The sequence below is a fragment of the Phytopseudomonas punonensis genome, from assembly GCF_900142655.1.
Classification (GTDB): Bacteria; Pseudomonadota; Gammaproteobacteria; order Pseudomonadales; family Pseudomonadaceae; genus Aquipseudomonas; species Aquipseudomonas punonensis.
This window is the reverse complement of sequence record NZ_FRBQ01000006.1, coordinates 1-12,529: the sequence shown is the minus strand read 5'-3', so window position 1 is coordinate 12,529 and position 12,529 is coordinate 1. Positions and strand designations below refer to the sequence as shown.

The 12,529-nt window shown below is 60.1% G+C and carries 12 protein-coding genes, 3 tRNA genes and 1 pseudogene; 11 read left to right on the top strand and 5 right to left on the bottom strand.

All coding sequences use genetic code 11. The features are described 5' to 3' along the window. Positions 1-10: 10 nt before the first annotated feature. Positions 11-1,291 carry a glutamyl-tRNA reductase gene (gene hemA, locus BUC40_RS15395; RefSeq protein WP_073267057.1) on the bottom strand — a complete coding sequence of 427 codons (1,281 nt, stop codon included), beginning with the start codon at positions 1,289-1,291 and terminating at the stop codon, positions 11-13. Between the two features lie 275 nt (positions 1,292-1,566). Here hemA and BUC40_RS15390 point away from each other — a divergent pair, with 275 nt between their 5' ends. The 11 genes from BUC40_RS15390 (at position 1,567) to BUC40_RS15340 (ending at position 10,777) form a co-directional block, all read left to right on the top strand. After that, positions 1,567-3,297, top strand: coding sequence for a tetratricopeptide repeat protein (locus BUC40_RS15390; protein WP_073267056.1), 1,731 nt, complete (start codon positions 1,567-1,569; stop codon positions 3,295-3,297). Next, positions 3,297-3,917, top strand: coding sequence for a lipoprotein insertase outer membrane protein LolB (gene lolB / locus BUC40_RS15385; RefSeq protein WP_073267055.1), 621 nt, complete (start codon positions 3,297-3,299; stop codon positions 3,915-3,917). The genes BUC40_RS15390 and lolB overlap by 1 nt, the downstream gene beginning before the upstream one ends. A gap of 182 nt (positions 3,918-4,099) precedes the next feature. Beyond that, positions 4,100-4,975, top strand: a complete 876-nt coding sequence (gene ispE / locus BUC40_RS15380; protein WP_073267054.1) for a 4-(cytidine 5'-diphospho)-2-C-methyl-D-erythritol kinase — start codon at positions 4,100-4,102, stop codon at positions 4,973-4,975. A 25-nt stretch (positions 4,976-5,000) separates the two neighbouring features. Further along, a tRNA-Gln gene (locus BUC40_RS15375) sits at positions 5,001-5,075 on the top strand. A gap of 59 nt (positions 5,076-5,134) precedes the next feature. Beyond that, a tRNA-Gln gene (locus BUC40_RS15370) sits at positions 5,135-5,209 on the top strand. 42 nt (positions 5,210-5,251) lie between these two features. Continuing rightward, positions 5,252-6,193: a ribose-phosphate pyrophosphokinase gene (locus BUC40_RS15365; protein ID WP_073267053.1), complete on the top strand. Its 942-nt coding sequence runs from the start codon at positions 5,252-5,254 to the stop codon at positions 6,191-6,193. A gap of 112 nt (positions 6,194-6,305) precedes the next feature. Then, positions 6,306-6,926, top strand: coding sequence for a 50S ribosomal protein L25/general stress protein Ctc (locus BUC40_RS15360; protein WP_073267052.1), 621 nt, complete (start codon positions 6,306-6,308; stop codon positions 6,924-6,926). 54 nt (positions 6,927-6,980) lie between these two features. Next, on the top strand, positions 6,981-7,571 hold the full coding sequence (gene pth, locus BUC40_RS15355) for an aminoacyl-tRNA hydrolase (protein ID WP_073267051.1): 591 nt from the start codon (positions 6,981-6,983) through the stop codon (positions 7,569-7,571). 34 nt (positions 7,572-7,605) lie between these two features. Further along, complete coding sequence (gene ychF / locus BUC40_RS15350; protein WP_073267050.1) at positions 7,606-8,706, top strand: redox-regulated ATPase YchF; 1,101 nt, start codon at positions 7,606-7,608, stop codon at positions 8,704-8,706. Positions 8,707-8,871: 165 nt separating this feature from the next. Next, entirely contained in the window at positions 8,872-10,584 is a 1,713-nt protein-coding gene (locus BUC40_RS15345; RefSeq protein ID WP_073267049.1) for a sensor domain-containing diguanylate cyclase, read from the top strand. Between the two features lie 116 nt (positions 10,585-10,700). After that, positions 10,701-10,777: transfer RNA gene (locus BUC40_RS15340), tRNA-Met, on the top strand. A 67-nt stretch (positions 10,778-10,844) separates the two neighbouring features. Here the strand turns inward: BUC40_RS15340 and BUC40_RS15335 are convergent. The 4 genes and pseudogenes from BUC40_RS15335 to BUC40_RS15320 all read right to left on the bottom strand — a co-directional run. After that, positions 10,845-11,264: a type II toxin-antitoxin system VapC family toxin gene (locus tag BUC40_RS15335; protein ID WP_073267048.1), complete on the bottom strand. Its 420-nt coding sequence runs from the start codon at positions 11,262-11,264 to the stop codon at positions 10,845-10,847. Then, entirely contained in the window at positions 11,261-11,506 is a 246-nt protein-coding gene (locus tag BUC40_RS15330) for a FitA-like ribbon-helix-helix domain-containing protein (RefSeq protein ID WP_073267047.1), read from the bottom strand. The genes BUC40_RS15335 and BUC40_RS15330 overlap by 4 nt, the downstream gene beginning before the upstream one ends. Positions 11,507-11,576: 70 nt before the next feature. Then, positions 11,577-12,224: pseudogene (locus BUC40_RS15325) on the bottom strand (phage integrase); the annotation flags it as partial. 6 nt (positions 12,225-12,230) lie between these two features. Beyond that, positions 12,231-12,529: integrase core domain-containing protein (locus tag BUC40_RS15320; RefSeq protein ID WP_139272194.1), on the bottom strand; the 299-nt coding region annotated here is incomplete at its 5' end.

Genomic DNA, 12,529 nt, shown 5'->3' with positions numbered 1-12,529 from the left:
TACATGCCTTCTATTTATTGACCAAGCCGGACGACGTGCCTTCTTCCAGAGCGAACAGCTCCTGAGCCACGCCCAGCGCGTCGATGCGCCCGGTGGCGGAGAACTTCTTCAATTGCACGCTGGGTGCGTGCAGCAGCTTGTTGGTCAAGCCCCGAGCCAGCTGAGCCAGCACTTCTTCGGCGGCGGCGCCGTTGGCGAGCATGCGTTGGGCACGGGCCAGTTCATCGTCACGCAGGCGTTCGGCCTGTTGGCGGTATGCCCTGAGCACATCAACCGCGGCCAGCTCACGCAGGCGCACCATGAAATCATCAGCGCCGACCGCCACCAGTTCTTCAGCTGCCTGCGCCGCGCCCTGACGGCTCTTGAGGTTTTCCGCGATGACTTCATGCAGGTCGTCGACGGTATACAGATAGACGTCATCAAGCTCGCCGACTTCGGGCTCGATATCCCGCGGCACGGCGATATCGACCATGAAGATCGGTTTGTGCTTGCGCTGTTTGAGGGCGCTTTCCACCGCGCCCTTGCCGAGAATCGGCAGCTGGCTGGCAGTGGAGCTGATGACGATATCGCTGTGCACCAGCTCCTGAGGAATGTCGGAGAGCAGTACGGCATGGGCGCCAAATTGCTCGGCCAGGCTGCTGGCACGCTCCAGGGTGCGGTTGGCGACGACGATGCGCTTGATGCCCTGATCGTGAAGATGGCGAGCCACCAGGCTGATGGTCTCGCCAGCGCCGATCAGCAGCGCCTGGCTGCGGTGCAGGTCGGCGAAGATCTGTTTGGCCAGGCTGACGGCGGCGAAAGCGACCGACACCGGGTTCTCGCCAATCGCGGTATCGGTACGCACCTGCTTGGCGGTGCTGAAGGTGGCCTGGAACAACCGCCCGAGCAACGGCCCGAGGGTACCGGCCTCGCGGGCAACGGCAAAAGCAGACTTCATCTGGCCGAGAATCTGCGGTTCGCCAAGCACCATGGAGTCGAGGCCGGAGGCCACGCGCATCATGTGACGAACTGCCGCATCATCTTCGTGGATATAAGCGCAGGCACGCAGTTCATCGACGCTCAAATGATGATAATCGGCCAACCAGCTGAGCACAGCATCGACGCCCGGGCCATCCTGTTCGAGGTAGAGCTCGCTGCGATTGCAGGTCGACAGGATCGCCGCTTCACGACTTGGCGTATGGCGGCAAAGCAGCTGCAGGGCCTCTACGAGCTGCTCGGGAGTAAAAGCCACGCGCTCGCGAACATCCACCGAAGCGGTCTTGTGGTTGATACCGAGAGCAATAAAGGCCATGCACGTCGCTGACAGGGGGTTGGAAGCGGGCAATTGTCCTACTTCGGTCGATGCAGAACAACCATCGCACCTTGCATGGCGTCGATAGCCAGACGTGATGACAGCTAATGAGAATGACTTCGCCAGCGCTGGGATGCTGCGCCTGGCATTCGATGCAACCCGCTCAGCCTTCGACAGTCCAACCCCACATCGCCAGGACACACGGGCTGCCCATGGGCTTGCCCAACGGCTTGTGTCATGATGGCCAAAACCGCAGGTTAGTCGCATTTCTCCCTATGAATAGACCCATCGCGTTGCTCACCGCCCTGGCCCTGCTGGGCGGTTGTCAGACTTTTGCGCCGTCCGCACCGGATGGCAACGTTCCCGTGGAAGAACCGGGTACCGAGGCAACCGCCAAGGCGCCGGAAACCTACGGCTCGTTCAGTCAGGAAACCCTGCTGTCGCTGCTGACCGCCGAACTCGCCGGCCAGCGCAACCGCTTCGACATTGCCCTGAGCAACTATGTGCAGCAGGCCGACGCGACCCAGGATGCCGGCGTTGCCGAACGCGGCTTCCGCATCGCCGAGTACCTGGGCGCCGAGCAGGAAGCCCTGGATACCTCGTTGGTCTGGGCCAAGAATGCTCCGGACGACGTTGACGCCCAGCGCGCCGCCGCCGTGCAACTGGCCCGTGCCGGTCGCTACGACGAAGCCATGACTTATATGGAGCGCGTGCGCCAGCGTCAGGGCAACACGCACTTCGACTTCCTCGCCCTCTCCGCAGCCGAGACCGACCCGGATACCCGCGCAGGTCTGCTGCAAAGCTTCGACCGCCTGCTCGGCAAGTACCCGAACGACGGCCAACTGCTGTTCGGCAAAGCCTTGCTGCTGCAACAGGATGGCCGCGCTGAAGAAGCGCTGAAGCTGCTCGAATCCAGCGAAGCCAAGCAGGACGAATCGGCACCGTTACTGCTGCGTGCGCGCTTGCTGCAAAGCCTGGGTCGCGGCCAGGAAGCGCTGCCGCTGCTCAAGAAAGGCATGGAACGCAACCCAGGCGACAAACGTCTGCGTCTGACCTACGCCCGTCAGCTGGTCGAACTGGGCCGCATGGATGAAGCCCGCGGCGAGTTCTCGTCGCTGCTGCAGCAATTCCCTGAAGATGACGATCTGCGCTTCTCTCTGGCACTGGTGTGCCTGGAAGCTGAAGCCTGGCGCGAGGCCATCGTCTATTTGGAAGAACTGGTTCAGCGCGACGCCCATGTCGACCCGGCGCAATACAATCTGGGCCGTGCTCACGAAGCACTCGGTGAAGTGAATGAAGCCCTGCTCGCCTATTCGATGGTTGGCGGCGGCAACGACTACCTGCCCGCCCAGGCGCGCATGACCGATCTGCTGGTTGCCAACGGCCGCGGCGCGGAAGCCTCCAAGCACCTGGCCGAAGCCCGCGATAGCGAGCCGGAATACGCGCTGCAGCTGTACCTGATCGAAGCCGAGTCGCTGTCCAAACAAGACAAGCCCGACCAGGCCTGGGACCTTATCCAGCAGGCGCTCAAGCAATACCCGGGCGACATCAACCTGCTCTACACCCGCGCCATGCTCGCAGAGCCACGCGGCGACCTGAAGCAGCTGGAGCGCGACCTGCGCCTGATCCTCGAGCGCGAGCCGGACAACGCCATGGCCCTCAACGCCCTGGGCTACACCCTCGTTGACCGCACCGATCGCCACCAGGAAGGCCTGCAGCTGATCCAGAAAGCTCACGATCTCAACCCTGAAGATCCGGCGATTCTCGACAGCCTCGGCTGGGCCAACTTCCGCCTCGGCAACCTCGCCGAAGCAGAGAAGTGGCTGCGCCAGGCGTTCGAACGCTTCCCGGATCACGAAGTCGCCGCTCACCTGGGCGAAGCGTTGTGGGCACAAGGCAAGCAGCGCGAAGCCAGAACGATCTGGCGCGATGCTCTCAAGGAGCAGCCTGACAGTGAAATTCTGCGCAGCACCGTGCAGCGCCTGACCGGATCGGAGAAACCCTGATGTCGCTTCGCCCCCTTTTCGCACTCGCCCTCCTCGCCTTGCTGGCGGGCTGCTCCGGCCTGTCGACCCGCGAGGCGGTGCAACAGGGACTGGGTGATTCTGCTCGCTGGCAAGCGCACAAGCAGCAGATCAGCACGCTCGATGGCTGGCAGATCAACGGCAAAGTCGGCATCCGTGCACCACGTGATTCGGGCAGCGGCACACTGTTCTGGCTGCAACGCCAGGATTACGCAGACATTCGCCTGTCTGGCCCACTAGGGCGCGGTGCTGCACGCCTGACCGGTCGCCCCGGCAACATCGAACTGGAAGTAGCCAACCAGGGCCGCTATCAAGCCAGTTCACCGGAGGAACTGCTGCAAGAGCAGCTTGGCCTCAACCTGCCAGTTTCGCACCTGCTGTGGTGGATTCGCGGCCTGCCCGCGCCAGACAGCAAGAGCCGCCTGACTCTCGACGCTGACAGCCGCCTGGCGCAGCTGAGCCAGGATGGCTGGGAAGTCAGCTACACCCGCTATACCGAGCAAGACGGCTACTGGCTGCCCGAGCGCCTGCGCCTCGAAGGCCATGACCTGCAGGTGACGCTGGTGATCAAGGACTGGCAACCGCGTCACCTCGGCCAGTAATCCAGCTCCAGCCCTCCGCGCGCGATGCATTCCCGCATCGCGCGTTTTTCCCGTGCTGTAGCCTGCGGTTGAGCGCAGCGATACCCAGGACCAAATTCCCGGGTGTTGCTGCGCTCGACCCAGGTTACGGGCTGCGCTAGCCTGCGCGACTCTCTTACTCCCTCTTGCCAGCCATTGCCGCCATGACCACAGACGCCATCCCCGCTCACGCCGAACTGCTTCTGCCGGCTCCGGCCAAGCTCAACCTGATGCTGCACATTCTCGGCCGCCGCGACGACGGCTATCACGAGCTGCAGACCCTGTTTCAGTTTCTTGATCACGGTGACGAGCTTGGCTTTAGCCTGCGCGAGGATGGCGTCATTCGCCTGCACACCGAAATCGACGGCGTACCTCACGACAGCAACCTGATCGTGCGTGCCGCCAGGCAATTGCAGGACCAAAGCGGCACGCAACTGGGCGCGGACATCTGGCTGAAAAAACGCCTGCCGATGGGCGGTGGTATTGGTGGCGGCAGCTCGGATGCCGCCACCACGTTGCTCGGCCTCGTCCACCTGTGGGACCTCGACTGGAACGAAGATCGCCTGGCGGCGCTGGGCCTGGGCCTGGGTGCTGACGTACCGGTATTCGTGCGCGGCCGTGCGGCATTCGCCGAAGGCGTTGGCGAGAAACTGACCCCGGTCGAGCTGCCGGAGCCCTGGTTTCTCGTTGCCGTGCCGCAAGTGCTTGTCAGTACAGCAGAAGTTTTCTCCGACGCCGAGTTGACACGCGATACGCCGCCCATTAAAGTTCGCAGCCTTCTTGAGGGGGGTGGTCGTAATGACTGCCAGCCGGTCGTCGAGAAGCGTTACCCAGCTGTTCGTAACGCGCTGATCTTGCTGAACAAATTTGTTCCAACAAGATTGACCGGTACTGGAGCTTGTGTGTTTGGGAGCTTCCCAAACAAGGACGATGCTGATAAAGTCGCCCGCCAACTTCCAGCCACACTGCCAAGTTTTGTTGCACAGGGTGCCAACGTTTCAATGTTGCATCGCAAGCTGCAAGAACTGGTCAGGAAGTGAATGCGTAGCATCGGTTATACGTTACAGGGGCGTCGCCAAGCGGTAAGGCACCAGGTTTTGATCCTGGCATGCGTTGGTTCGAATCCAGCCGCCCCTGCCATAACCACCCAAGGGTGGCTCGTAGTACCGAATTGAGCAGCATTGCGTCACACACGATACAGGGGCGTCGCCAAGCGGTAAGGCACCAGGTTTTGATCCTGGCATGCGTTGGTTCGAATCCAGCCGCCCCTGCCATTTTTACTCATCCAGGTTACCCTCAGCCGACAGGTACTGCGCGTGTCCAAGATGATGGTCTTTACGGGGAACGCTAACCCCGATCTGGCGCGACGCATCGTTCGTCAGCTGCACATCCCCCTCGGTGATGCCTCGGTCGGAAAATTCTCCGACGGCGAAATCATGATTGAAATCAACGAAAACGTCCGCGGTAAAGACGTATTCCTGATTCAACCGACGTGCGCGCCAACCAATGACAACCTAATGGAACTGGTGGTGATGGCAGATGCCTTCCGCCGCTCCTCAGCGACTCGAATCACTGCAGTCATCCCCTACTTCGGCTATGCCCGCCAGGATCGCCGTCCGCGCTCCGCTCGTGTGGCAATCAGCGCCAAAGTCGTGGCCGACATGCTCACCGTTGTAGGCATCGACCGGGTTCTCACCGTCGACCTGCACGCTGACCAGATTCAAGGCTTCTTCGATATTCCCGTCGACAACATCTACGGCTCGCCCGTACTGGTTGATGACATCGAAGATCAACGCTTCGAAAATCTGATGATCGTCTCACCGGACATTGGCGGTGTGGTGCGTGCTCGCGCCGTAGCCAAATCCCTGGGTGTCGATCTGGCGATCATCGACAAGCGCCGTGAAAAAGCCAACCACTCCGAAGTGATGCACATCATTGGTGACGTGGAAGGTCGTACCTGCATCCTGGTCGACGACATGGTCGACACCGCCGGCACCCTGTGCCACGCGGCCAAGGCTCTGAAGGAACACGGTGCTGCCAAGGTTTATGCTTATGCCACGCACCCAGTGCTGTCGGGTCGTGCCATCGAGAACATAGAAAATTCGGTACTCTACGAGCTGGTGGTGACCAACACCATCCCGCTATCTGCTGCCGCCCAATCGTGTTCGCGTATTCGCCAACTGGACATCGCGCCGGTTGTCGCTGAAGCGGTGCGCCGCATCAGCAATGAAGAATCGATCAGCGCCATGTTCCGCTAACCCGGAACAGCCCTGACGAAACATGCCTGGCCAGTTGGCCAGGCTTTTCACTGAACCGCCCCGTCGCTGGTCGCAAGCGTAACGGGCGGTTTGGTTATTTTGGAGAAGTGAAATGACTGCTGAATTTACTCTGAATGCCGAAGCGCGTTCCGACCTGGGGAAAGGTGCGAGCCGCCGCCTGCGTCGTAACGCCAGCCTGGTTCCTGCCGTAATCTACGGTGGAGAAAAAGCCCCTGTTTCCATCAGTCTGGTTGCTAAAGATTTCGCCAAGCTGCTGGAAAACGAAGCGGCATTCAGCCACGTGCTGAACCTGACCGTTGATGGCAAGAAAGAAAACGTTCTGATCAAAGCCCTGCAGCGCCACCCGGCCAAAGGCTTCGTTCTGCACGCTGACTTCATCCGCGTGATCGCTGGCCAGAAACTGACCGCACACGTACCGCTGCACTTCATCAACGAAGCCTCTTCGGTTGGCGTCAAAAAAGGCGGCGGCGAAGTGCTGCACGCTACCAACGAAGTTGAAGTTTCCTGCCTGCCGAAAGACCTGCCGGAATTCATCGAAGTCGACATGGCTAACGTCGAAGTTGACCAGACCGTTCACCTGTCCGACATCAAACTGCCGAAAGGCGTTGAGCTGGTTGCTCTGGCCCACGGCAGCGATCTGCCGGTTGCCAGCATCCACCTGCCGCGCGTTCGTGTGGAAGAAGACAGCGAAGGCGAAAGCACCGCCGAGTAATCTCGCGGCGCTCCACACTCAGGTGTGGGCCTAGCTTTAGGGAAGGGCTCCTGTATGACTGCCGTACAACTGATCGTTGGCCTGGGTAACCCGGGCCCCGAATACGACCAGACCCGGCACAATGCAGGGGCCCTTTTCGTTGAGCGCCTGGCGGACAGCCAGCGCGTGGATCTCAGCGTAGATCGCAAGTATTTCGGCCTGGTGGGCAAGTTCAATCACCAGGGTCGCGAAGTTCGTCTGCTCATCCCCACCACCTTCATGAACCGCAGCGGCCAGTCCGTGGCGGCGTTGGCGAATTTCTTCAAGCTCAAGCCCGAAGAAATCCTGGTGGCCCACGACGAACTCGACATGCCTCCCGGCGTCGCCAAACTCAAACAGGGTGGCGGGCACGGCGGGCATAACGGGCTGCGCGACATCATCGCGCAACTCGGCAACCAGAATAATTTCCACCGCCTGCGGCTTGGCATCGGCCATCCCGGGCATGCCAGCATGGTCTCCAACTTCGTGCTCGGTCGCGCACCGCGTGGCGAACAGGAGCTGCTGGATACCAGCATCGGCTTCGCGCTCGACGTCCTCCCGGAAATCCTTGCCGGTGACTGGACAGTAGCGATGCGCAAGCTGCACAGCCAGAAAGCCACACTCTAATTTCAGCTACCGCCATTGGCGCGAGGGATACACCATGGGATTCAATTGCGGCATCGTCGGCCTGCCCAACGTCGGCAAGTCCACCCTGTTCAATGCCCTCACCAAGTCCGGCATCGCTGCTGAGAACTTCCCGTTCTGCACCATCGAGCCGAACAGCGGTATCGTGCCGATGCCCGACCCGCGCCTCGATGCCTTGTCGGCCATCGTCAAGCCAGAGAAAGTCATCCCCACCACCATGGAATTCGTCGATATCGCGGGCCTCGTTGCCGGCGCCTCGAAAGGTGAAGGCCTGGGCAACAAGTTCCTCGCCAACATCCGCGAGACCGACGCCATCGCCCACGTGGTGCGCTGCTTCGAAGACGAGAACGTCATCCACGTCGCCAACAGCGTCGACCCCAAGCGTGACATCGAGATCATCGACCTCGAACTGATCATGGCCGACCTCGACAGCTGCGAGAAACAACTGCAGCGCGTTACCCGCACCGCCAAGGGCGGCGACAAGGAAGCCGTGGCGCAGAAAGCGCTGCTGGAAAAACTCATCCCGCACTTCACCGAAGGCAAGCCGGCACGCAGCCTGCTGAAAAACCTGGGTGACGACGAGAAGCGTCTGGCCAAGACCTTCCACCTGCTGACCACCAAGCCAGTGATGTACATCGCCAACGTTGCCGAAGACGGTTTCGAGAACAACCCGCTGCTCGACGTGGTGCAAGCCATTGCCGACGAAGAAGGCGCCATCGTCGTGCCGGTGTGCAACAAGATCGAAGCCGAGATCGCCGAACTGGACGATCTGGAAGAAATGCAGATGTTCCTCGAAACCATGGGCATGACCGAGCCGGGCCTGAACCGCGTGATCCGCGCTGGCTACGACCTGCTCAACCTGCAGACCTACTTCACCGCTGGCGTGAAAGAAGTCCGCGCCTGGACCGTCAAGGTCGGCGCCACCGCGCCACAGTCGGCTGCCGCGATCCACACCGACTTCGAGAAAGGCTTCATCCGCGCCGAAGTCATCGCCTATGACGACTTCATCCAGTTCAAAGGTGAAGCCGGTGCCAAGGAAGCTGGTAAATGGCGCCTGGAAGGCAAGGAATACATCGTCAAGGACGGCGACGTGATGCACTTCCGCTTCAACGTCTAAGCCTTTGCCGTAATGAACGAAGCCGCGTGAATAACGCGGCTTCGTCGTTTCTGCAGTACCGTATTGTCCATAGCATATTGCTATGAGGCCATTTGCCATCACCGCCCTATGCTTTGCGCGCCGCGGCAGTATACTGGCCCTGCCCTCCTCTGCAGGCGCTGTACCGTGAAACCCGACCATGAGTGTTCTGCCCCGGGATCGTCGTCCGCCAGCACCGCATCCGCGCGCTTCGATGCGCTGCTGCGCCTTGCCAGGCGTCTATCCGGCTTAAGTATCTGCGGCGTCGCCACCTTTGCCGGCGGCGATGAGCCGATACAGCTCGAGCCCGCACCGCCCAGCAGCATTGAAGAAGCCCTGTCGCCGCTGATTGCACACGCTCGGATTAGCCAATCACCCCTGTTGATCCAAGAAACAACGCCCTGCCCGGAGCCCCTGATCTGCTTTGCCGGCTACCCGTTGCGCGCTGATACCGGTGAATGCCTCGGCGTGCTCTACCTCGCCGGCACTACGCCACGAAGTATCGACGCCGACCTTCAGCTATCGCTGCAGGACATCGCTGATAGCGTCGCCCAGATAATCATCCAGGCCCAAGCCAAGACTGAAGAAACGCTCCTTGCACTGGCCATCCAGGGCAGCGGTACGGGGATCTGGGACCGCGACCTGAGCACTGGCAGAATTCACTACTCCGCGGCCTGGAAATCCATGCTCGGCTATGCCGCCAATGAAGTCAGCAACCGTATCGAAGATGCCTTCGCGCGCATTCACCCTGACGAACTCGAACAGGTGACGCAGTCGATGCAGGCGCACATAAGTGGCCAGACCGAGCAATATCAGGTTGAGCATCGCCTGCGCTGCCAGGACGGCACTTACAAATGGGTAAACAGCCGAGGCAAGGTAGTCAGCCGCGACGCAGCAGGCAACGCCCTGCGCATGCTCGGCATCACGACCGACATCAGCAAAGTGCGCTCGCTGTCCGAACGCCTGCAACACAACATTGAGCTGATCACCCAACTGACCGACCAGGTTCCCGGCGTGGTTTTCCAGTTCTGTAGCCAAGCGGACGGCACTGGCCACTTCACTTACCTCAGCGCCGGCGTTCGCGACCTGTTCGAAGTAACCCCGGAACAGCTGCAGCAGAACCCAACACTCCTCGACAGCTGCGTACACCCGGATGACCTCGAGGTGTTCAACCAGTCTCGCGCACACGCCCTGAGCGAGGCCTGCATCTGGCACATCGAATACCGGGTGCAACTGCCCAGACAAGGCCTACGCTGGCACCTGGGCGAAGCACGGCCGCAGTGCAAAGCGGATGGCAGCATCATTTGGCACGGCATGGTCACCGACATCACCGAGCGCAAGCACGTCGAGCGCGAACTGCACGAATTCGCCTCCATGGACGCTCTCACCCAGCTCGCCAACCGGCGCGTGTTCATGGCCTACCTGAAAACTGAGCAAGCTCGCATCCAGCGCCGCGACGTCAGCGTCTCGAGCCTGCTGATGTGCGACCTGGACCACTTCAAGCTGGTCAACGACAAATGGGGCCACGGCATCGGCGACCGCGCCCTGCGCCATTTCAGCGATATTCTGCGCGCCCAGCTACGCACCAGCGACTTAGCCGGCCGCATCGGCGGCGAAGAGTTCGCCGTACTGCTCAGCGGCGCGGGCAGCTTCCCTGCGCGCGACTTCGCCTGCCGCGTGCAACACGCCCTCGCCAGTCAGCCACTACGCGTCGACAACCAGGAAATTCACCTGACCCTGAGCATCGGCATTACCCAGCTCGCCCAACAAGACCCAACCCCGGACAACGCCCTGAGCCGCGCCGACACCGCGCTCTATCGCGCCAAACAGAATGGCCGCAACCGCGTGGAGATCACTTAAGGGAGGGGCAGCGAGAGAGAAACCGAGGCAAACGGCTAAGCATTTGAAAGTTCGTAAATTTATTCTGCATCAGGGCTTGACACTCCCCCGACAGATGCGGAAAATGCGCGCCACTCGGCTACGTAGCTCAGCTGGTTAGAGCATAGCATTCATAATGCTGGGGTCCGGGGTTCAAGTCCCTGCGTAGCCACCAAACAAATCAAGGGTTTACCGAAAGGTAAGCCCTTTTTTGTTTGGTGGCTACGGCGTGTCCACTACGATCAATCGACCCAAGGGTTTATGACGCTAACCCCCAGGTGATCGAAGTGCCGAACATTACGCGTAGCAACAGGCGCATCGTATAAAGCCGCAATGGCAGCGATCTGGGCATCGACCATATCTGACACTCTTCCCTTCGCCTCACTGGCTGCAGCCAAACTGGCATAGCGAATCGCCGCATCGGTATCGAACGGCAGAATTCGCCCCGCAAAATCCTCATCAAACATCAGCTTCGCCAGATCGGCGAAAGCAGTCTTGCGCTTTCCATCAGGCAGTCGAGCGATTCCATAGAGGATTTCAGCCACGGTGATGGAGCTTATATAGAGCTGCCCTGCAGGCTGCTGGTCGATCCATGACAGAACTTCTAACGCTGGCTTGGCTTTCATCAGCTCAGAAAGCACGTTGGTGTCAATCAGGATCATTCGTCGAAGCTCGCAGCACTGGCTTTAGTGCTTCGCTCAGGCACTTCAAGGTCAGCACCACCCACTGCAGAAAAACGAGCATGGATGCGACTACCCAAACCACCTTTCTTATCTTGCTTGGTCAGCGCTTGGCGAATGATCAGTCTCGCCTCTTCTTCCATGGAACGCCCGTGGCTAGCAGCAACAACGCGCAGCATGGCCTTGAGGTCATCATCCAGATTTCGAATAGTGATAGTTGCCATGGAGCCCTCCAAATGAAATCAATGCAGTCATTGCTATCATACGTGCATGCATGTAGACATGCATACATGTTTACAGGCCAATGGCGTAGCTGCTCTGCTGCAGCGGCGACAGCCGAAGGGCCGAGGCCAAGTGATCAGGCGACAAATGTGCATAGCGCATGGTCATCGCAATAGACGAATGCCCCAGGATGCGCTGCAGGCTGAGAATATCCCCTCCCCCCATCATGTAATGGCTGGCGAACGTGTGCCGCAGGATGTGGGTTAGCTGCCCCGGTGTGTGGAAACCGCAACGCTGGTACGCACTACGGAAAGCAGCCCTGCAGGGCATGAATAGCCGGCCAGATCCTGGCATCGCAACCGATAGCGCAGCTTCCTCAACTTCCTTGGGAATCGACACAGACCGGGACTTACGGTTCTTCGTCCGGTGGAAGTGCGCCTTGCCGCCGAACAGGCTGGCGCGACTCAGACTCTCGGCTTCATCCCAACGTGCGCCAGTAGCCAAGCAGATCAGGGCGACAGGATAGGTATGGTTGTTCGTGGACGTGCGGCACTCATCAAGCAACAGGCCGACTTGATCCAGGGTCAGAAACGTCAGCTCGGTCTGGTCGGTCTTGATCTGGCGGATCTTGGCCAGCGGGTTGATTCCGTGCCATGTGCCTAGACGGATCAGCTCGGAGAAAACCGCAGATAGATAGCGCTGCTCATGATTGACGGTATGTAGTGGTCAACCCATCCCGGACAGTGGGTTAAGTTTTTCTTCGGCCACCGCAGGTGGCAGTCCGTCGTTGTACTGATGCGGCCTGATCCAGTTGTAACGGTGCATCAGGTAATGACTGATGTCCCGTTGAGCTTCCTGGGCTGTTAGGTAACCGGTTGGTGGGATCCACTCTGACTTCAGACTGCGGAACAACCGTTCCATCGGTGAATTGTCCCAGCAGTTACCTCGACGGCTCATGCTCTGTTCCATCCGATATCGCCATAGCCGCTGCCGGAAAAGGCGGCTGGCGTACTGACTACCCTGAT